Origin of the sequence: Nostoc punctiforme PCC 73102, from assembly GCF_000020025.1 — a bacterium.
Lineage (GTDB): Bacteria > Cyanobacteriota > Cyanobacteriia > Cyanobacteriales > Nostocaceae > Nostoc > Nostoc punctiforme.
Window position 1 is genome coordinate 4,268,593 of the sequence record NC_010628.1, and the last position, 22,765, is coordinate 4,291,357.

At 41.4% G+C, this 22,765-nt stretch carries 6 protein-coding genes; all 6 read right to left on the bottom strand.

What is annotated here, in order from left to right:
* Positions 1-32: 32 nt before the first annotated feature.
* The 6 genes from NPUN_RS37760 to NPUN_RS17350 all read right to left on the bottom strand — a co-directional run bounded on the left by NPUN_RS37760 (position 33) and on the right by NPUN_RS17350 (position 22,577).
* Positions 33-4,910 carry a type I polyketide synthase gene (locus tag NPUN_RS37760; protein ID WP_083782415.1) on the bottom strand — a complete coding sequence of 1,626 codons (4,878 nt, stop codon included), beginning with the start codon at positions 4,908-4,910 and terminating at the stop codon, positions 33-35.
* 12 nt (positions 4,911-4,922) lie between these two features.
* Positions 4,923-8,162 (bottom strand): non-ribosomal peptide synthetase, encoded by a 3,240-nt coding sequence (locus NPUN_RS17330; RefSeq protein ID WP_012409812.1) that lies wholly within the window; start codon positions 8,160-8,162, stop codon positions 4,923-4,925.
* A 245-nt stretch (positions 8,163-8,407) separates the two neighbouring features.
* A complete protein-coding gene (locus tag NPUN_RS17335; RefSeq protein ID WP_012409813.1) occupies positions 8,408-9,439 on the bottom strand; it encodes a TauD/TfdA family dioxygenase in 1,032 nt (343 codons plus the stop codon).
* The gene (locus NPUN_RS17340) at positions 9,426-11,003 is read right to left on the bottom strand and encodes a condensation domain-containing protein (protein ID WP_012409814.1); all 1,578 of its coding nucleotides are present in this window, start codon (positions 11,001-11,003) and stop codon (positions 9,426-9,428) included. The genes NPUN_RS17335 and NPUN_RS17340 overlap by 14 nt, the downstream gene beginning before the upstream one ends.
* A gap of 354 nt (positions 11,004-11,357) precedes the next feature.
* Positions 11,358-17,237: a type I polyketide synthase gene (locus tag NPUN_RS17345; protein WP_012409815.1), complete on the bottom strand. Its 5,880-nt coding sequence runs from the start codon at positions 17,235-17,237 to the stop codon at positions 11,358-11,360.
* Positions 17,238-17,303: 66 nt separating this feature from the next.
* A complete protein-coding gene (locus NPUN_RS17350) occupies positions 17,304-22,577 on the bottom strand; it encodes a non-ribosomal peptide synthetase (protein ID WP_167315644.1) in 5,274 nt (1,757 codons plus the stop codon).
* Between the last annotated feature and the right edge of the window lie 188 nt (positions 22,578-22,765).

A 22,765-nucleotide genomic window follows, 5' to 3' on the forward strand; every position in this document is an offset into this window, starting at 1 on the left:
ATTTTCACAAATGATTTAGGACTGCTATATTACTATCGTTGATTTCTTTTTTCTCTTCGTCTTTGACCACGAGAAATACTTTGTTTCGCAGAAAGTATTTCATTCTGTTCAGGGCAGACAATATTAGTAAGGGAGTTTATGGTTGGTGCTTCGTAAATACTCTCTATAGGAATGTCAAGGTCTAATTTTTTGTTTAACAAAGAAATAGCTTGAAGGGCTGTTAGCGAATCACCTCCTAACTCAAAAAAATTGTCGTGGATGTTAACGTTGTCAAAACCAAAAAGTTCTTGCCAAATGTCAGCAATAGTTTTCTCAATCTTTTTACGGGAAGCGGCATAAGTATTTCCCAAAGCATTAGGTATTTGCTCAATCAGGTTTTCAAACAACTCATCAGCAGACTTTACATTTGAAGTAACCGAGAGCGATTCAGTAGCTAAGTTTAAAGATGAGCCAGTCAAAGTTTGATTGGCGCTCGTCTGTCCGCTATTTTTTGAAGTCTGCTCAGATGTAAAAAATCCCCCTGCTTGCATTTCAACTACGCTTTCTTTGACCGCAGAAATTACTTGTTCAACGTCTTTATCAGTGTGAGCTGTAGATAGATAAAGAGTGCGTCCTTCCCAGACATAAATCCCTTTTGCAAGCAAGTGATAGAAAAATAAATTACCAAGTTGAGTCTGGCAATTAAAACGGAAGAGAGAACCAAAATTAACGACTCGAATTGGTACTTGCTTTTGTTCAAAGTAACTATTGAGAGTCTCGGCTAATTGGGTTGTCCGTTGATTTAACTCCTCCTGAAGTTTGGAACCACTGTTCTTAATGTGATTGAGTGTAGCCCAGGCGACACCCATGATGAGAGGATGCTTGAAAAAAGTACCAGCGAAAAAAGTTGTTTTCACCTGGGGGTAAGACTCATCTCCATAGTTCCACATACCTCCGTCTAATGCATCCATAAAAACAGCTTTGCCAGCCACTACCCCAATAGGGATACCAGCAGCAACAGCTTTACCATAAGTTGTGATATCTGCTTGAATACCCCATAAAGCCTGAACGCCACCTGGGTGCATCCGAAAGCCAGTAACCACCTCATCGAAAATTAAAACAGTTCCAGTTTCTTGAGTTAATTGTCTGAGTTGAAATAGAAACTCTTTAGGCTGAAAATCTGGGCGACTGCTTTGTATCGGCTCAACTAAAATTGCTGCTAAGTTATGAGCATTGTCTTTAAGAATATTGAGAGATTCGGGAGTACCATACTCCAGCACCATCACATCCTCAGCTAAGGATGATGGAATACCTGAAGTCATCGGGACAGAACGTAGCGTTCCGTCGTTGGTTCTTACTCCTTTGACCAAAACTCCATCAGAACCACCGTGATAAGAACCAGCAAATAAAGCAATTTTTGAACGTCCTGTAACAGAACGTGCTATGCGTACAGCCGCCATCACTGCTTCTGTGCCATCGTTACAAAAAGCTGTCCGTTCCGCACCGGTTAACTCACAAATTAACTCAGCTAATTGACCTGCAAAACGCGATTGTGGGCCGTTTAGTATACCTTGCTTGCTTTGCTCTTGGATGGCTGCGATCGCAAAAGATGGCGAATGACCAAATAAAAGCGTACCAAACCCCATTGAAATGTCTACATATTCGTTGCCATCGACATCCCAGAGTCTAGCACCCTCTCCACGCTCTGCATGGATTGGATATATCATCTCCTTGATAAAGGGAAAGAACCCTGATACTGCCCTGCTATTGGCATGACAAGAACGATAAGCTTGGGTAAGCCTTTTAGATTCTTGGGTACGCTTGACAAAATGTGCAATTAAAGAGTCTAGATGTCTCTGCTGGCGGGGACTCAACATCATCGATTCTTTCTCGATCTGTTGGGAAGCAGCTTTGGGTGTAGGATTAATTTTCCGGTCTTTGATTTGTTGCTCAGACTCTGCCTTAGTAAATGTAGACTGATTTCCACTAAACGCAGAGCCATTGGTTGAGGTTTGAGCAATTTGCCCATCTTGATGAATAGCTCCCAATGAAGGCAAAACTTCTCTGGCTAAACTTCCCTGTGGTAATAAGTCTACCAGTTTAGACATAACCTGAAGATGCTGTGAAATTATCTGTTCAATGGCTGTATTTGCTATAGGTTGGTTAACGATTTGCGTATCTGGAACTTTGATTGAGTTGGTTATGATATCTTCTGGTTGAGAAACAAGAATTTCATTTTTGGGCGATAGATTGTCATCATTAGCTAAGATAGGTTCAATCCAGTATCTTTTTCGCTCAAAAGGATACGTTGGCAAGGGAATACGATGACGTTCTTCATCGGCATAAAATTCTGACCAATCCACATTTATTCCCTCCAGCCAGAGTCTACCCAATGTATTTAGTAAAAACGCCACATCTGATTGTTGGTTCTGTGGATGTCTTAGTGAAGAAAGAATTACCTGCTGGGCCGCTTTTTGCTTGTTAGCTAAGGTACTTAATGTTCGCCCTGGGCCAACCTCTAAAAGAATTCGCTTTGGCTGTTGCAGTAATTCGGCGATCGCTTCGCTAAAACGTACTGTTTGGCGTAAATGCCTTGCCCAGTATTTCGGATCTGTTGCTTGTGCTGGGGTTATCCAAGTGCCGGTGACGTTAGATACAAAAGGAATTTTTGGAGAATTAAGGCTAATTTTGCTAACCTGTTCCTGGAATGGTAACAGAATCGAGTCCATCATTGAGGAATGAAAAGCATGGGAAGTATGTAGACGATGACAGTCTACACCTTGGTCAATCAATCGTTTTTGTAAATCATCAACCGCTTCCTCCAATCCAGAAACTACGCACATATCTGGTGCATTGATTGCAGCCAAAGAGAGTTTTTTTCCTAGCATGGGTTGGATTTTTTTCTCTGGTAGTGAAACAGCCATCATTGTTCCCGATGGAAGCTGCTGCATCAGTTGTCCTCGGTTGGCTACGAGTATCAATGCTTCTTCTAAGGAGAACACACCAGCAATGCAGGCTGCGACATATTCTCCAATGCTGTGACCAATCATTGCATTCGGACGTACACCCCAAGCCATCCACAACTGAGCCAAGGCGTACTCAACTACAAATACTGCGCTTTGGGTAATATGAGTTTGTTGTAGTTGCTGTGTTAACGCTTCCGTTTGCTGATGCGGATACAATAATGTCCGCAGGTCTAACTTCAGATAAGATTTGAGAAATTCACAACAGTAGTCAACCTGTTTGCGGAAAATTATCTCAGTCTCGTATAATTCTCTACCCATATTCACATACTGGGTACCCTGTCCGGGGAACATAAATGCAATCTGTTGCCCCGATGGTTCGGTGAATTTGGTGAAAACCCTTTCTGAAACAGGCGTTTCTAAAACTGTGACTGCATCGTTAAGGTTTTGACAAACTAATATTCGGCGATCGCTAAAACCCCTTCGACCTACCCCCAGAGTATAAGCAATATCGGCTAAGTTGAGTTCAAGATGTTGTTTGAGGTGATTAGCCAAATTTGCTGTAGCTGTTTCTAATGCAGATTTCGTTTTCGCAGAAATAACTAACAAATGATATTTCCTCCCTTGTCTCCTCTGCCTCCCCTGCTCCCACACCGGGGCTTCTTCAAGAATCACATGGGCATTAGTCCCACCAATCCCAAAGGAACTAACCCCCGCACGGCGAGGAGTACCATTTGACTTCCATTCTGAAAGCTTGTCGTTAACATAAAAGGGGCTGTTAGCAAAATCAATCTGGGGATTGGGTTGCTCAAAGTGTAAGCTGGGCGGTATCTGCTGGTGTTTGAGTGCGAGAACAGTCTTGATTAAACCAGCAACACCAGCCGCAGCATCTAAGTGTCCGATATTGGTTTTTACTGAAGCGATCGCACAAAAGTTTTTTTTATCTGTGGGGCGAAAAGCTTGTGTCAGCGAGGCGATTTCAATCGGATCGCCTAAAACTGTACCGGTGCCATGAGTCTCTACATAACTAATCGTCTCAGATTCAACTCTAGCCATTGCCAGTGCCTCGGCAATTACTTTTGCTTGCCCATCTACACTAGGAGCCGTAAAACCAACTTTTAAAGACCCATCATTATTAATAGCTGAACCTTTAATCACAGCATGAATACAATCTCCATCAGCTAAAGCATCTTCTAACCGCTTGAGAACTACAATACCCACCCCGTTGCCGCTAATAATTCCTTGGGCTTTGGCATCAAAAGCCCGGCAGTGTCCATCGGGAGACATAATTCCCCCTTGTTGATAGCGATAACCAGTTTTGTGCGGCACTTGGATCGAAACACCACCTGCCAAAGCGATGTCACTTTCGCCATTTAGTAAGCTTTGGCAAGCTAAATGAACTGCAACTAATGAAGTCGAACAGGCGGTTTGGACGTTAAGGCTTGGCCCCTTAAGATTTAATTTATATGAGACATAAGTAGGCAGAAAATTTGGACTATTGCCAATGGAAATTCGGTAACTGCCGACTGATTCTATAATTTTTGGTTGTGTATAAAGGTTTGTCAAAAAGTAAGTATTTAAACTGGCACCAGCATAAACACCAATCCGACCTGCATATATTTCAGAATTGTAGCCAGCGCTTTCCAGAGCTTCCCAAGCACACTCCAGGAATAAACGGTGTTGTGGATCGGTGATTTGGGCTTCTTTCGCAGAAAAATCAAAAAATGAAGCATCAAATAACTCAATATCTTCTAATACAGATCCTGCTTTTACATACTGAGGTTGACTCAGCGTCGCTGGATCAATCCTAGAAGACAACAATTCTTCATCACTGAAAAAAGAAATTGACTCAACACCATCTCGGAGATTTTGCCAAAACTGTTCAATATTTTTAGCTCTAGGAAAACGACCATTCATCCCAACGATCGCTATTTCATCGAGGCTATCAAATGCATTTGGTTGATTCATCATAGCCTCCTCCTACTGGCTTTTTTCTTGATGTTTTTGTCGGAGTTGTCTTTGTTGTTTCTTTGATTCTCTCCGAGTATTAACTAAATCATGGCTTGGTTGCAAATCAGGTTTTTCTGCTAATTGTTGACTTAAATGTTTCGCCAAGGCACTAATAGTTGGATATTGAAACATTTCAACAATTGATATCTCTTTATTAAGAGTTTGATACAGTTTGCTGTGTACCTGAACCATCAGTAATGAATGACCGCCAAGATCGAAGAAATTGTGATGAATACCTACTTTCTTGATGTGGAGTACTTCTTGCCAAATTATAGCAATAGTTTGCTCAAGTTCAGTCTCAGGAGCAACGAGATTTTCTTCCAGATTCAGCTGTGGCTGATCGGGTAGCACTCGGCGATCTACTTTGCCGTTAGGCAACAGTGGCATTTCCTTGAGCAGAACAAAGGCTGACGGGATCATATATTCAGGCAGACGATCTAACAAATAGCGACGAAGTTCACTAATGAGAGAAACTGGCTGTTGGTTAGCAACCAAATATGCCACTAGGCGCATATCCTGAAGTTCCTGCTTTTGGGCTATAACTACAACCTCCCGCACCTCTGGATGTTGATCCAATACCGCCTCAATCTCCCCCAGTTCAATACGATAACCCCGGATTTTAACCTGCTGATCGAGCCTTCCGAGAAATTCAATGTTGCGATCGCTCAGATAACGAGCTAAATCTCCCGTTTTGTAAAGGCGCATTCCTGGGCGATCGCTAAATGGGTTAGGAATGAACTTTTCGCTAGTTAAGGCGGCTTGATTGAGATAGCCTCTAGCTAAACTATCACCACTGATATAAACTTCACCGATAACTCCAATAGGAACAGGTTGTAAATGAGAGTTAAGTAGATAAATCTGCGTATTAGCAATGGGTTGACCAATCGATACTTGCTCTTTGATTTGTTGAGAGCGACAATGATATACACTGCTCCAAACCGTACCTTCTGTTGGCCCATACTCATTAAATAAAGATGGTTTTGATGGCAATTGGTGATGACGTTGTACTAACTCTGCTGGACAAGATTCACCAGCAACAATGACGGTGCGAAGTGATGTTAATTGTTCGGGTTTGGACTCCTGCAATAAAATAGTATACAGAGATGGAAGGCTTAATAAATGGGAGACATGATTTTGGACGATTAACTCTAATAGTTTTGGGATGTCCAATTGCAACCCTTCTTGGGGAAGACAAAGAATTCCTCCAGAACAAAGAGTCCAAAAAATACCCGCCACAGAACTATCGAAAGCAAAGGAAGAAAGTAATAAGAAGCTACTAACAGGTTCTTGATAGTAAGTAATCCGAGCAGTTGTAGAGTTTACTAAATGGCGATGTGCAATCTGCACTCCTTTAGGTTTACCTGTAGAACCAGAGGTATAAATGACATAAGCTAAGTTTTCGCTATGCGTTTTAACCGGGGAATTTTCTTGACTCTCCTGAGCAATAATTGCCCAAGCTGTATCCAAGCAAATAGTTTGGGCACTATGGGCTGGTAAACCCGAAAGCAGTCGTTGCTGAGTCAATAATACTGGCGTTTTGGTATCTTCTAATATGAAAGCTAAACGCTCTGATGGATAATTTGGATCGAGTGGAATATAAGCTCCACCAGCTTTAAGAATGCCCAAAATCCCAACAATCATTTCGAGCGAACGCTCGACACAAATTCCCACCAGTACCTCTTTTTCAACTCCTAACCTTTGGAGGTAGTGAGCCATTTGATTGGCACGAGTATTTAATTCATGGTAAGTAACTTTCTGTCCAGAAAATGTAACGGCAATATTGTTTGGTGTTTGCTCTGCTTGTTCTTCAAATAAATGGTGAATACACTTGTCTTGGGGATAATCAGCCTGTGTTTGGTTGAACTCAAATAGAATTTGATTTCGGGTGCGATCGCTTAAAATTTCTAGTTCACTGATTGTAGCTTCTGGATGAGCCGTGGCACTTTTTAATAACTTATGAAATTGCTCTGCTAAATCAGCAACATCATGTTCATAAAATAAATTAGAGTCATAATGAAATTCTGCACTTAAAAAATCATCCTTGCGTCTACAAGAGAATTTGATATTGAAACGCTCTGTGCAGCTATAAAGCTTGTGAATGCAAAACGATAGATTACCTGCACAATGCTTTGTATTTTCTTCAGCAAAATCAAAGCCCACAGGTACAAAAGGCAAAATATCTGATTTAGTATCTACTCCTAATATTTGTTCCCAACTAAAACATTCTTGCCATTTAGAGATAGATTCTACAGATTCATGAATTTGCTGCAAAATTTGACTGAATCGAAAGTTATCTTCTAAATGACAATGAAGTGGTAAATATTTGGCAAAAAGTCCTAATGCTCCTTTGAGTTCTTCATATTTTCTGCCATCAACTCCCGTACCAACGATCATCTCTGATTGTCCGCTCAGTCTCTGGAGCAGAACCAGCCAGCAAGTTAGATAAAATATAGAAGCAGAAGTATTATATTTCTCGGCTAATATTTCAATATTAGATATCAATTCCGGGGCAATAATTGTATTTATTAATTTCGGTTGAAATTTGTGATTTTTAGATATCTGTTTTTCATAAGGCAACTTGGGATGTGTAACACCAGATAAATCTTGCTGTTGCCAATATTTTCTTCCTATTTGCGTTTCTTCTGCTTCCAGTATTTGATTTTGCCATTCCGAAAAATCTGCATATTGTAGTGGAGCTTCATATAATTCTTCATCTAAATTTCCTAAGTAAGAAATAGTCAGTTGTTGTAATAAAGAATTGAGACTGACACTATCTGCACAGAGAGCAGGCAAACTGATAAATAATAAATATTTTTCTGGCGAAATCTTTACTAGGGATGTATGTAAAATTAAACCTTGTTCAAAGTCGAAATTTTGTTGGTTAGATTTTTGAAAAATTGCTTCAATCTCTGCCTCCTGTTCTTGAGTATTTAAATTACTAAGATCGTGATTTTCCAAAACTATTTTGCTATCTGTAATTACCTGCACTGGAATCGTCATTTCAGGTAGACAAATAAAACTGGTGCGAAGAATCTCATGGCGATTGACAACATCTTGCAATGCTAATTCTAAATTATTGATGTTAACATTACCTTCAATCAGAATTGTACAATCGCTACGATAAGCCCAACTTTGATCGATTTGTTTTAGTAACCATAGATGCTCTTGTTGAGGTGAAAGTCTAAACCCCTCCATATTTTCTACTTGCATATTTATACCTCAGTGTTATAAGACTTTAGATTTTATAGGACTTACGCAAAAACCCTCTTAAACTCTCATTCCTCAGTGACCTCAGTGTCCTCTGTGGTTCGTTTTCCGTAATAATGCTTAATGGTGTATGAGGCAATACGGTTCAGTTAAGGCTAAAACTCTTTAACAAAGTCAATTTTTTAACGTAGACGCGGAGCGGCTTGCCGCAGGCTACCGCAGAGGAAACAGAGAGAAGAAAAAAATGCTTAACCCAAGGGTATTGGTGTATGAGCTTCAGCCATTCCGACTAAAATTTTTCTGGGAGGGACAAATGGCTGACGGGCATGGATTGATAACATATTGTCCAGCATCAATACATGTCCTTTTTCCCAAGAAAAAGTGACCATTTCCTGTTGATAAGCTGCTCGTAGTTCAGCTAAGACTGATGGCTCAATTGCAGAACCATCCCCATAATATGTGTTAGTTGGTAGGTCTTCTTCTGGCAAATTTGTCAATAATGAATCGCGGATTGTTGATTCTAATGTGGAGACATGGAAAAAAGTTGCGTGATTGAACCAGACCATTTCACCTGTTTGAGGATGTTTGAGAACAACTGGCCCAACTTGACGAGTTCTTAAGCGATTATCTGCTTTCCATTCAACCTCAATTCCATTGATTTTGCAGTACTCTTCTACCTTAGTTTTGTCTGTTGTTTGAAATACAGTTTGCCAAGGAAGACCAAATCCATCACCAAAGTTACGCATATACATGACTTTCTTTTGAATGAAGCGATCGCGTATATCTGGATGAATCCGCTCAAACACTTTCCGACAACTACCAATTGGAGTTTCTCCTCCCTGCGCTGCTGGACTCATACAAAAAAAGAAGATTTTCAACGGAAAGGTAGGAGAGTAAGCGTGTTCATTGTGAGGAAAGATACTTTGCTCGGCAGGATAGTCTGTTGAAGTATAAATTCTCCCACCTACTTGAGTTCGTGGAGATGCCCGATAACGATACTCCATCGCCTCTCCACAAATCGCAGCGATGATTTGCTCAAATTCTTCTATTGACTTGACTTTAAAATCCCGAAACAGTATTGCTCCATATTTTAATAATTCGGCTTTCAAAAATTCCCGATTATTCTTTGCCCAGTTTTGCAGATCCACTCCCTTCACATTGGGCTTAATCACCAAAGGAAAATTATTTCCTGGCTGGAGAAACTCAGTTTTTATTAAGTCTTCTGGAGATATATTGACAGCTTTACGCTTCACAGAACCTAGAGATTCAATTTTTGTCATGATTTGTATTTCCTGATGTTGATTGTCTACTATTAGCTCTGCGCTTAACGTTCATTAATTTCTGCTGGATAGTATTTTGATAAACTTGTTCTTTAGCTAGATGCTGTTGCTTGTCTACTTGATTGAGAACTGCTTTTAACTCGCTCAATTTAGCTTCTGGGTGTGTCGCAACCTCGGCTAGAAGTGTTGCAAAATTTTTCGATAACCGCACAATACTGTCCCGTTCAAATAAGTCAGTGCTATATTCCCAGATACCAAATAGTCCTTGCTCTGTCTCGTTTAACTCCAACAGCAAGTCAAACTGCACTGTCTTGTTTTCGATTTTCAATGAACTGATAGTTAAACCTGGAAGTTCTAAAGATGGAGTTTGGGTATTTTCCAAAACAAGTTTGACTTGAAATAGCGGTGTGCGGTTCAATTCCCGTTTTGGATTTAAAGCATCTACCAGTTTGTCGAAGGGCAAATCTTGGTGAGCATAAGCTTCTAGAGTCATTTCGCGGACTCGTTCTAATAATTCTAGAAAAGTAGGATTTTTAGATAAATTTGTACGTAATACTAACTGATTAGCAAAGAAGCCGATCAATGCTTTAGTCTCTGCTTGATTGCGATTAGCAATATCGGTACCAACAACAATATCTTCTCGATCGGTGTACCAGTTTAGCAAAGCCCCAAATGCTGCCAGCAGTACCATAAATAATGTGATGCCTTGCCTCTGATTCAGAGTCTTGAGCCGATCGCATAAGGTTTTGGGTAATACTAGGGCTTCCCTTGCTCCAGAGAAAGTCTGGGTAGTTGATCGGGGGAAATCGCTAGGGAGTTCCACAACAGGTATACTGCCTAGTTGCTGCTGCCAGTAAGCAAGTTGAGTTTCTAATTGCCCCTGTAACCACTGTTGTTGCCAAACTGCAAAATCTACATACTGAATGGATAGTTCCGAAAGCGGTGATGGTTTACCAACAGAGAAAGCTTTGTACAAATCTGCAATCTCACGAATCAGCACACCTATAGCCCAGCCATCTGCGATAATGTGATGCATCGTCAATAATAATGCATATTCTGCCGCCGCCAGCTGCAATAGAGTAGCTCGCAACAAAGGGCCTTGGGCTAGGTCAAATGGCTGTTGGGCTTCTTCACTCGCCAATCGCAAAACTTCAGCCTCTCTCTGATTTTGAGGGAGTTTTTGTAAATCTACCACTGGTAATGTGAAGCTCAAACTCGAAGCAATAACTTGAAGGGGTTGTCCATCAACCACTGTGAATGTAGTTCTTAAAACTTCGTGACGTTTCACAACCTCTTTGAAGCTTTGCTCCAGCGCCGCCACATTTAGCCATCCTCCAAGACGCATGGGTACAGAGATGTTGTAGGCGCTATTCCCAGGTTGTAACTGGTCGATGAACCACAACCTCTGCTGGGCAGAGGATAGAGGAAATGAGTTTAATTCTCGACTCTGAGGAACTATTGGCGATCGCAATAAGATTTCCCCTTGTTTATTATTAAGCCGTTGTACCAGAAGTTTTAGTTTTTCTGGTGAAAGTTCAGCAATCCGTTGCGAGAGGTCACTCATTTTAATTCCCTGCCTCTACCTTTGATGAGATACAAGACGGTCTTCTGACAAGCTTATCATTCTATCAGGAAATTTTCTCAACAAAATTATATCTAAAAAGTCCATTTCAACGTCTATCCGTTTAGGTTTGTAAAAAATCGATAGCAGAGTTAAGTAAGTCGGTGAGAATAATTCAAATTATGTTAACTAATGTAAAAAATCTTGAAATTAGTTTCTGGTGGGCGGTTCCCGCCCTGTTTCTGAGATCCTACATGAACAAACTAGGGCTTTAGCCCTCACCACTAACCTTTAATTATTTACGCAGTTATACATATTTAACAAGTATTTATTAATTCAGAGAAACCAAAACACTACTTAATTTTGCGAAGTAATTATTGCATATACCTCATTTTCTGATAGTTGTTCAATATCTGCTAGGGCTTTAGCTAATTCCTCTGAGTTTGTTTGCTCGGCCATTTTTTGGACAATAACTTCAGCCAAATCAGCTACAGTCGGGCCGTTAAAGAAGCCTTTGTAAGAAAGTTCTATTTGGAAAACTTTGCACAGTTGAGAAACTAATTGAGTAGCAAATAAAGAGTCTCCTCCTAACTCAAAGAAGTTGTCATGAATGCCTACTTTTTCAATACCTAAAATTTGTTGCCAAATGTCGGCAAGGTTTCGCTCGATTTCGTTATTAGGAGCAACATAAGTATTCGCCAAATTAGGGCGGGGGTGAGTTGATTTATATTGGCTCAACTGGGCTAATTTTTCCTCCAAGGACTCAACAGATTCCTTTGGCTTAATCAAGCTGAGAAAATCTTGTGTTGAGATAATAACTTGAGGAACTGTACTACTGCACAAAATACGTTTAAATGCCTCTATACCCTCAAAAGCGGTCATTCCTGCTATCAACTCTTTTCCTGTGATTTGCTGATGCCGTGCTTCGACAGGAACCGCCATTCCTACGTTGTTCCATCTATCCCAGTTAATAGACTTAATGAATTTCCATGTTCCATATTTAGCAGCACTGTATTGAGCAAATGAGTCAAGGAAGGCATTTGCAGCAGTATAATCTACCATTCCAGATGTGCCAGCAAAGGAACTTAGGGATGAACACAGTACAAAGAAATCTAGCTTGCTTTCTTGGAATAAAGTTTCAAGTACTCGTGTTCCTTGTACTTTTGGTGCTATGGCACTTGCTACAGTTTCTTTTGTGGCGAGTTGCATCATTCCTCCGCCGTAAACTGCGGCTGCATGAATTACTCCATGAATCTCACCAAATCGCTGATTGGCTTTTTTAAGCACTGCTGACATCTGTTCAAGGTTGGTAACATCTGTGCTGACTACCATTACCTCTGCACCTAATGTTTTCATCGCCTGCAATTTTTGGATCTTTTGGCTGATGCTGTCGTGCCGATCGTGAGTAGATAACCACTCAGACCACTTATCTTGGTCAGGAAAGGCTGAACGACCTAGTAAGATCAGTTTTGCTTGTACGGTTTGGGCTAGATATTCTGCCAGCAGTAGACCAACACCTCCTAATCCGCCAGTGATTAAATATACACCTTGTTCTCGGAGGAGATTTCCCGCAACGGTTCCATGTAATTGAACAGGTTCAAAATCTTGTACCCAGCGATTACGTCCACGATAAGCAATAACTTGGTCAGATGTATAGGTTGTAAGTTCTGCTATTAGCGCTTTGATGAGTTGTTCTTCTCCACTTTCTGATTCAGGAATTACAACATCAATACTGCGACAGTTTATATTTGCATACTCTAATGGCATAACCTTGCAAGCTCCAAGAACTAATGCCTTTTCTGGACACAGCATTTCTGAACCTGTAACTTCCTGCAAATTGTTGGAGACAATGGCAATTTCTACAGCATCTGTTTGATTATTTTCTGCGTAGACGCGCAGCGCCTTGTCGTCAGACATCGCCTGTCCCAAAAACAATAAGCTCGACCAGCCTAAAGCTTCAATTGCTGAGTTGGTGTAACTATTTGATGTCACACTCCACAGATGAACAATCCTTCTTGGGATTTTACCCAAAGTCCGAAGTCCTTTGAGTAAGGTGTTGTAGTCATCCTCTTTTTCAGGGTTAATCGTATATGTGTATTGAGAATATTCGCTACTCTGTTGAAATTGCTCTCCAACTTTAACGGTAATAACATCTTGGTTCTCAAGCACTAGTTGTTTTACCAACCTTTCACCCAAGCCAAACTCATCCACAAACACTAACCAGCATCCTGGTTGAGTTATCCCAAATCCGGGTTGAAAAGGCTGTGGCGGCATGGTGCGTTTCCAAGAAGGGATGTAAAACCAGTCAGCAATATCTGGCTTTTTACTTAATAAGTCTTGGTATTGCTCTTTAGGGGCTTTTTGCTTTGTGACTGTAAATGCTGTAGGTGCTGAGTCAGTTACCGATACAGCAGTCTGAGCCACTAAAATTTGTTCGCCGAAAGCTTCAGTTTCAGAGACAGCTGCTACCTCAACAAACCCATGAGAACGTAGTGCATCCTGCCATTGCTCCTGTGACAAAAATGGATTACCACGGTTGCGTCCTTCATCCTCTAAGGGATTCATCAACAGACCATCAGTGATATCAAAGTTTAATTGTGGTTGAGTTATCTCCCACAATAGCAGGAATCCTCCAGGAGCCAATAGCGATCGCACATGCTCTAGGGTTTTTGTTATGTTCTGGGTTACGTGCAACACATTAACAGCTACCACCACATCAAAGCTGTGGCTGTTGAACCCTTGTGCAGTTGGCGGTTTTTCGATATCTAAAAAATGATATTCAACAAATGGATAAGCGCTAAACTGCTGTTTAGCTTGATTCAAAAACAAACCACCGACATCTGTAAAAGTGTAGTTAGTTCGTTCCGATGGCAACACAGGTAGCAATTCTGCCGTGGCAATACCCTGTCCACCACCAATTTCTAGAATTCTCAGGTTAACGTCAGATGGTAATGACTTTACCACCTGTTCCATACCTGTTCGTATAATCCCTTGTAAATGGGTATTCAGAGGCAATTCTGAATTTGCTTCTGGTTTTGGTTTGTGGTCTTTGACCGCAAAGAACAACTCTAAGGGTTCTTTTTCACCAATGAGTACATTTGGTAGATTCTCGCCACATTCCCGGACTATATTTAGCTCATGAAGTGTATCTACGTATCTGATTTTGACTTCTTCTACCAGAGTATTAATAGAGTCGATGGAACAGGGAACAAGATTTGTAAATAAATCCTTTTCTTGTTTTAAGTGGCCTTGCTCTACTAGTACATCTAAAAAGCGATACAACAATTGTCGATAGCGAGGAATAATCTGAAATTGCTCACACAACTCTTTAGAAGAATACTGTTCATTAGAGTTGTTAAAAGCACCTAAACGCTGGAGAGCAAGGTTTATGTAAGCAGTACACAAACGATCCAAATACTGTTTGTTCAGCAAATAAGTTGGCGCGTCTAGTGTAGCGATGCTAGCACGAGCCTTTACTCTACAAACTTCTACAAGAGATTTACCTAACTCAGTTGCGGTTGCTTTTGGTTGAGATTGTCCTCCTAGATGTGGCTGTTTTTGTAGTTCAATCCAATAACGTTGGCGTTCAAATGGATAAGTCGGCAAAGGAATATGATGGCGTTGCTCGTTAGCATAAAAACCAGACCAGTCTACTTTGACACCAAAAAGCCAGAGTTGCCCCAAAGAGTTGAGTAAAAATGCGACATCTGACTGTTGCTCCTGTGGATGCCGGATTGAGGTTAATACCACCAGTTTTTCCTGGTGATGTTGCTTGGCAAAGGTACTTAAAGTCCTTCCAGGCCCAACCTCTAAAAAGATGCGCTCCTGTATTTTGAACAACTCAGTCATCCCTTCACTAAAGCGCACTGTCTGCCGTAAGTGCTTTACCCAATAGTTGGGGTCTGTTGCTTGGGCTACAGTAATCCAAGTGCCACTGACGTTAGACACAAACTCAATTGTTGGGGGATGAAGTTGGAGTTTTTGTAACTGCTGTGTAAATGGCTGGAGAATTGGCTCCATCATCTGAGAATGAAAGGCATGAGAAGTGTGCAACTTTCGACAAGCTACACCTTTGGCCTCTAGTTGTTGTTGCAATCTATTAATTGCTTCAGTTGCACCAGAAACCACGCAGTAAGAAGGCCCATTGCTTGCGGCTAAAGATAGTTGGCTATCTAGCAGAGGTTGTACTTCTTGTTCGGGAAGTTGGACAGAGAGCATTTCACCAGTAGGAAGTTGCTGTATCAGTCGTCCTCGAATGGCAACTAGCATTAGGGCATCTTCCAGAGAGAAAACTCCTGCTAAAGTGGCAGCTACATACTCGCCGATACTGTGACCAATCATTGCCTCTGGCTGTACACCCCATGCCATCCACAATTGAGCTAGGGCGTATTCAATGACAAATAGTGCTGGCTGGGCAACAGATGTTTGTTGGAGTTCCAGCGTTGCTTTTGCGTTCTGTGCCTCGTCTGGATACAATACATGGCGTAGATCAAAACCTAGATGTGGTTGCAGCAGTTCACAGCAACTATCAACTGTAAGTGTAAAAATTGGCTCACTCCCGTAGAGTTCTCTAGCCATATTCACGTACTGTGTTCCTTGCCCGGAAAACATAAACACCACAGGACGATGGCAAGGTTGCTGGTAGTGGGTGAAAACTCTTTGTGAATCTGAAGTAGACAGCACCTTTACCGCATCGTTCATATCTTGGCATACTACTATCCGGCGATGGTCGAAAGCTCGACGACCGATACCAAGGGTATGAGCCACATCAGCTAAGTTGAGATTGGGATGCTGTTTAAGGTGATTAGCCAGGTTCGCCGTAGCTGTTTCTAATGCAGATTCTGTTTTCGCTGAAAGAACCAACAGATGATATTTTCTCCCCTGCTCCCCTGCTCCCCTGCTCCCCTGCTCCTTTGCAGGCGCTTCTTCCAAAATCACATGGGCATTAGTCCCACCAATTCCAAAAGAACTAACTCCGGCACGGCGAGGAATGCCGTTTGTTGTCCATTCGGTAAGCGTGGTATTAACGTAAAAAGGACTATTGGCAAAATCAATTTGCGGATTAGGTTGCTGAAAGTGCAGACTAGGTGGTATTTGTTGATGTTTCAGGGCTAGGACGGTTTTGATCAGACCTGTTACCCCAGCAGCAGCGTCTAAATGTCCAATGTTGGTTTTCACCGAACCAATGGCGCAAAAGCCTTTTTTCTCAGTGGTAGCTCGAAAAGCTTGTGTTAACGCCGCGATTTCAATGGGATCTCCTAGTGATGTTCCTGTACCATGAGCTTCAATGTAGGTAATCGTTTCAGGTTCAACCTCGGCAACAACTTGAGCAGTTCTAATCACCTTGGCTTGACCATCTATACGCGGTGCTGTGTAACTAACTTTGAAAGATCCATCGTTATTGACAGCCGAACCTTTAATGATGGCATGGATGGTATCTCCATCTGCTAGAGCATCGTCTAATCTCTTCAAAACCACAATGCCTACACCTTCACCACCAACAGTTCCCTGTGCTTGAGCATCAAAGGCGCGGCAATGTCCGTCGGGAGAACCAATTCCCCCTTCTTTGTAAAGATAGCCAGTTTTTCCAGAAGAATTTATGGAAACGCCACCTGCCAAAGCCATATCACATTCTCCATTGAGTAAGCTTTGAGCAGCTAAATGCACAGCCACCAATGAAGTTGAGCAGGCGGTTTGAACAGTGTAACTTGGCCCCTCTAAATTAAGTTTGTAAGAAACGCGGGTAGTTAAATAGTCTTTGTCACCTGCGATCGCTAGTTGGTGATAATCTATAGATTTAATAATATCTTCGTTTAAATAAACATTGAGTAAGTAGCCACTGAAGCTAGCTCCGGCGTAAACTCCAATAGAACCTTGATAATTTTCTGAGTCATAGCCAGCATCTTCAAGGGCAATATATGCACATTCTAAAAATAGACGATGTTGTGGATCGGTAATGTCCGCTTCTCTAGGATTGAAGCCAAAGAATGAAGCATCAAAAAGTTCTACATCTTCTAATACAGCTCGTGCTTTGACAAACTTTGGGTTCTTGAGTGTTGCTGCATCTATCCCAGAAGCTAATAGTTCTTCATCAGTAAAAACAGATATTGACTCTACACCTCTTTGGAGATTTTGCCAAAACTCATCAGTATTTTTGGCTCCAGGAAATTTTCCTGCTATACCAATAATCGCTATTTCTGAACCTGTTTTAGGAGTAGATGCTATTGAATCATTCATGATTCTTTAAATCCTTTAGTATTTGCGAATAAACTTAAGCTAGTATTTGCTGGAGTTTATGAAGGATTATTCCTTAACTCCTAGACTTTTAGTAATTGACTTTAGTTTTTGCAGACGTTTTTGCTGTTGAGCTTTTCCATCTTTAATCTTCTCAATTTTTACATCAGTTTTCTGAAGAGATAATGTGTGATTTTTGATTGTGGTAAAGCATTCTGCTAAAGAGCTTATGGTTGGATATCTAAACATATCGATCATCGATAAATCTGTTTGAAATATTTCACGTAACTTGCTATGAACCTTAACCATAAGTAATGAATGACCACCCAGTTCAAAGAAGTTGTCGTGAATGCCTATCTTCTCGATATTGAGAGCCTTTTGCCAAATAGTAGCGATAGTTTGTTCCATCTCAGTTTGGGGCATGACATAAGCATCTGACAAATTTGGGCGGATAGTTTCTGGTGCAGGTAGCGATCGCCGATCCAACTTGCCGTTGGGCGTTAGCGGCAGAGCAGGGAGGAAGATAAAGGCAGAAGGCACCATATATTCTGGTAGCTTTTCTTTCAGGAATCGCTGTAAATCACCGATGGTAACAGCCTGTTTATCATCCAGGACTACATAGCCTACTAAACGCTTCTCACCATGACTTTCTTCAACAGCCTGGACTATTACTTCTCGGACTGCCTGATGTTTTCTCAGTGCCGTCTCAATCTCTCCTAACTCAATGCGGAAACCTCGAATTTTAACTTGGTGGTCAATGCGTCCTAAGTACTCAAGTTCGCCATTGGGCAAGTAACGGGCCAGATCGCCAGATTTGTATAAATAAGCATCAGTTACTTCGCTAAAGGGGTTGACAATGAACCGTTCAGCAGTTAATTCTGGGCGATTGAGATAACCACGAGTTACACCCGCACCACCAATGTAAAGTTCACCAGCAACCCCAATTGGAACTGGTTGCCGTTGTGAATCTAATAAGTATATTTGCAAGTCAGGAATACGATGCCCAATTAGGCTACCATTTCTTTGATTTAAATCCGCTATATTTATGGGGCGATAGGTTACGTGTACAGTCGTTTCTGTAATACCGTACATATTGACTAGTTGTGAGCCATCGCCGTGGCGCTCAAACCAAGGCTGCAAGCTATCAAGTTCCAGGGTCTCACCCCCAAAAATCACAAGACGCAGAGCCAGCGTTCCAGTTTTACCTGCCGCTTCCTCCTCTGCATTCATTAGTTGCCGGAAGGCCGATGGAGTTTGATTGAGTACCGTTACCTGCTGAGTGCATAACAAGTTGTAGAAAGCCTCTGGCGACCTGCTAATCCAGTAAGGAACAACTACCAGCCGTCCCCCATAGAGAAGAGATCCCCAAATTTCCCAAACTGAGAAGTCAAATCCATAAGAGTGAAAATTTGTCCACACATCGCGATCGCTAAAGTTAAACCATGACTGTGTGGCGGTAAAGAGCCGAATAACGTTCTGATGATTGACTAAAACGCCTTTGGGTTTACCAGTAGAGCCGGAGGTGTAAATTACATAAGCTAAATTATTTGTAGTTACCTCCCTAACCGGATTATCTACCCTTTCTTGACACCAAGCCTCACTGTTTTGGTTTAAGCAAACCACCTGCGCCTGATGCTCAGGTAAACCTTCGAGAAATTTATCCTCGGTTAACAATACCGAAACCTGGGCATCTGACAGCATGAAGGCTAGACGCTCCTTGGGATAGGTAGGATCTAGAGGGACGTAAGCCCCACCAGCTTTGAGAATTCCCAAGATACTCACAACCATATCTATTGAGCGATCCATAAAAATTCCCACCAGTACTTCTGGGCCTACGCCGAGCGAATTGCTACGCGACAGCTTCGCTGAACGCAAATAATGCGCCAGCTGATTAGCTCGCTGGTTCAGTTCCCGGTATGTTAACTGTTGGTCTTCAAAGATTACGGCAATGGCATCGGGCGATCGCTCCACTTGAACTTCAAATAACTCATGGATACAATACTCCCCAGAATAGTCAGTTTGAGTATTATTCCATTCCACCAACAACTGTTGTTGTTCTGTTTTCGTCAACACAGGCAATTGTGCAAGGGGCTGCTCTGGATTAGCAACAATACCTTCTAGTAAAGTTACGTAATGTTTGCTCCAACGCTGAATTGTCTGGCAGTCAAATAGATCGGTATTATATTCCAGTTCTATTAGTAGTTCATTATCTGTCTGAAAAATATTTAAATTAAGATCAAACTTAGTAGCACTGGTAGAATTTTTAGCAACCTCAAATTCTTGCTTTAACGACTTTGACTCAAATTGAGCTTTGTCCAGATTAAACCCGGTGGTAAAGAGAGGGGTACGGCTAGGATCTCGCGGTAACTTTAAATTTTCAATTAGTTTAATAAATGGATAAATTTGATACTCGTAAGCATCTAGCAATACCTGCTGGATTGCGCTCAAATACTCTGTGAATCCTGGGTTGCCAATAACTTGGCTACGTATAGGCAATAGATTAACACAGTGACCAACAAGAGATTCTCCTGCGATCGCAGATTGTCCGGCTGAAGCAATACCAACAACGATATCTTGTTGATTCGTCAATCTTTGCAATAAAGTTATAAATGCTGTTAAAAGAATCGTAAATAAAGTATAACCACGTTGTCCGCTTAAATTTTTTAGAGCGTTATACAATGTTGGATCAAGGATGAGATTTTCTCGCGCACCAGTGTAAGAAAAGATTGGTGGTCGAGGACGGTCAGTTGGCAATTCCAACACAGGCACTGAACTCGAAAATTGACCTAACCAATAAGCTTCAGCTTTTGCCATCTCTGGACTCTGCTGCCTTTCTACTTGCCACAGAGCATACTCACTCCATTTCATCGGTTGCAGAAGTTGACTAGCAATACCTTGGCACTGTGCTGAATAAATTGCTGCTAGTTCTTGTAACAAAATACCAATCGACCAACCATCAGCAACAATGTGATGATTCGTCAGAACCACAAGATGATAATTTTCCTCCAGCTTAACTATGTGGCAGCCTAGTAATGGCCCTTTTTCCAGATGGAAAATTTGTTGAGCTTCTCGTGCTAACAATTCCGATAGCTGTGCTTCTCGTTGACTTTTATCTAAAGTTGAAAAGTCGCTCACAGGAATGTCTATAGTTAAAGTGGAATGAATCAATTGCTCATCCCCCTCTGGGCTAAAAGTAGTTCGCAGCGCTTCGTGACGATTGATAATTTCCTGAACCGCTTTACGTACTGCCAATAAATTGCAAGTTCCCCGTAGGTGGATAGTTCTCGATTCGTTATAGGCGCGGGAAACCTCATCTCCCATTTGTGCTAAAAACCACAATTCTTTTTGTGCTGCCGTCAGAGGAATTTTGAGCGTTGTTAAAATTGGGGCAGATGGTAATAATTCCCCTTGTTGCATTTCTACTACGCTTTCTTTAACTGCTCGAATTATATGTTCAATATCTGCATCAGTATGAGCCGTAGAAAGATAAAAGGTGCGTCCTTCCCAGACATAAACGCCTTTTTCTAGCAGATGGTAGAAAAACAACTGATTAAACTTGAGAGGAGATGAGCCTATAAAACGAAACAACGAACCAAAATGAACTACTTGAATAGGAACTTGTCTTTTTTCGAAGTAACTATTAATAGTTTGGGCTAATTTCGCTGTTTTTTGAGATAACTCTTGCTGTAACTTCGGGCCACTATTCTTAATATGGTTGAGTGCAGCCCAAGCCGCAGCCATTACCAAAGGATGTTTGAAAAAAGTACCCGCAAACATGGTGGTTTCTGCTTGAGGATAAGATTCATCTCCATAGTTCCACATCCCACCATCAAGCGTATCCATCAAAGCTGCTTTGCCAGCTATCACCCCAATTGGCATCCCAGCAGCAACAGTTTTCCCATAAGTAGTCAAATCTGCTTGAATATCCCATAATCCTTGAATTCCACCTGGGTGCATCCGAAAGCCGGTAATCACTTCATCAAAAATTAATACGGTTCCTGTTGCTTGAGTTAGTTGTCTGAGCTGGAGCAAAAACTCTTTGGGTTGCAAATCTGGCCGACTACTTTGTATCGGCTCTACCAATACTGCTGCCAGTTCGTGAGCATGAGTTTTGAGAATCTCTAAGGATTCAGGTTGGCCATAGTCGAGTACAATAACATCATCAGCAATGTAAGATGGAATACCTATAGCTCTAGGGATAGAACGCCGCGTTCCTTCGCTAGTTGTGACTCCTCGCACCAATATCCCATCATAGATACCGTGATAAGAGCCAGTAAATAAAGCAATCTTGGAGCGTCCTGTAGTAGCGCGTGCTAGGCGTATTGCTCCCATCACGGCTTCTGAACCATCGTTACAAAAAGCTGCCCGTTCTGCGCCTGTTAGTTGACAAATTAACTCCGCAACCTGACCGGCAAGACGCGATTGTGGGCCGTGCAGTATACCTTGGTTTATTTGTTCTTGAATCGCATCAATGACAAACGAAGGCGAATGACCAAATAAAAGCGCACCAAACCCCATAGAAATGTCTACGTATTCGTTGCCATCAACATCCCAAAGCGTGGCTCCCTCTCCACGCTGTCCGTGGATGGGATATAACATCTCTTTAATTGAGGGCAGGAACCCTGTTACCGCCCTGCTATTAGCATGGTAAGAACGGTAAGTTTGCGAGAGTCGCTTAGATTCTGAAGTACGCTTAACAAAACGTGCAATTAAATAATCTAAATGTTTTTGTTGATGAGGAGTTAACAGAGTCTTTGATTCTGAGTCAAGCTGTTGGATATTTGCCGGAATTTGAGGCTCAATTATTTGGTTTATGAGTTGTTGATTAAACTTAGCTTGAATCGATGATGGACTTTCTTGAAAACCAGATTTATCCTGAACAGGAGCAGATGGTATTGCTGCTTGTAAAGGTAATCTTTTCTTAGATGAACCTGCTTTTTGCAAAATATCTAGCTGTTTAGACATTAGCTGAAGCTGCTGTTCTATTACCTGTTCCAGTATTGTACCTGTTACAGATTTTTCATTTTCTTGCTCAAACTCTTGTGTATCTGAAGCCTTAACAGCTAGCCTTGATTCCTTGATATCTTCTGGAGGTATTTCTTGCACTATGTGCGTTACTAAGGCATGAATTGTTGATAAATCTTCAAGTAATAAACGAAAAGGAATATTAATACTTAACTGTTTTTGAATGGCACGGTTTATTTGCAGCAATATCAGAGAGTCAACACCCATTTCTAGAAAACGAGTATGAATATCTATTGCAGATGACTTGACTCCCAATGACTCACTAACAATGTCCTTGAGGCTTAATACTAATTTCTGATATTGCAAATCTTTCTTCATAATATTTTTCAAAAACTTATTTATTACTGAATGCATTTATATATAGCAGTTCTAAATCATTCGTGAAACCTCTCGTTATTCTTCTCTCTGTGTACTCTGCGTCTCTGCGGTAGCCTGCGGCAAGGCGCTCTGCGTCTACGTTAAAAAATAATTTCTATAAATAAGATAATATTGCTATAGCAGTCCTA

What these genes read in the sequence shown, in the direction of transcription:
- NPUN_RS17340 (WP_012409814.1), bottom strand. Translation starts at nt 11,003, where the DNA reads ATGAGTGACCTCTCGCAACGGATTGCTGAACTTTCACCAGAAAAACTA.
- NPUN_RS17350 (WP_167315644.1), bottom strand. Translation starts at nt 22,577, where the DNA reads ATGAAGAAAGATTTGCAATATCAGAAATTAGTATTAAGCCTCAAGGAC.
- NPUN_RS17335 (WP_012409813.1), bottom strand. Translation starts at nt 9,439, where the DNA reads ATGACAAAAATTGAATCTCTAGGTTCTGTGAAGCGTAAAGCTGTCAAT.
- NPUN_RS37760 (WP_083782415.1), bottom strand. Translation starts at nt 4,910, where the DNA reads ATGAATCAACCAAATGCATTTGATAGCCTCGATGAAATAGCGATCGTT.
- NPUN_RS17330 (WP_012409812.1), bottom strand. Translation starts at nt 8,162, where the DNA reads ATGCAAGTAGAAAATATGGAGGGGTTTAGACTTTCACCTCAACAAGAG.
- NPUN_RS17345 (WP_012409815.1), bottom strand. Translation starts at nt 17,237, where the DNA reads ATGAATGATTCAATAGCATCTACTCCTAAAACAGGTTCAGAAATAGCG.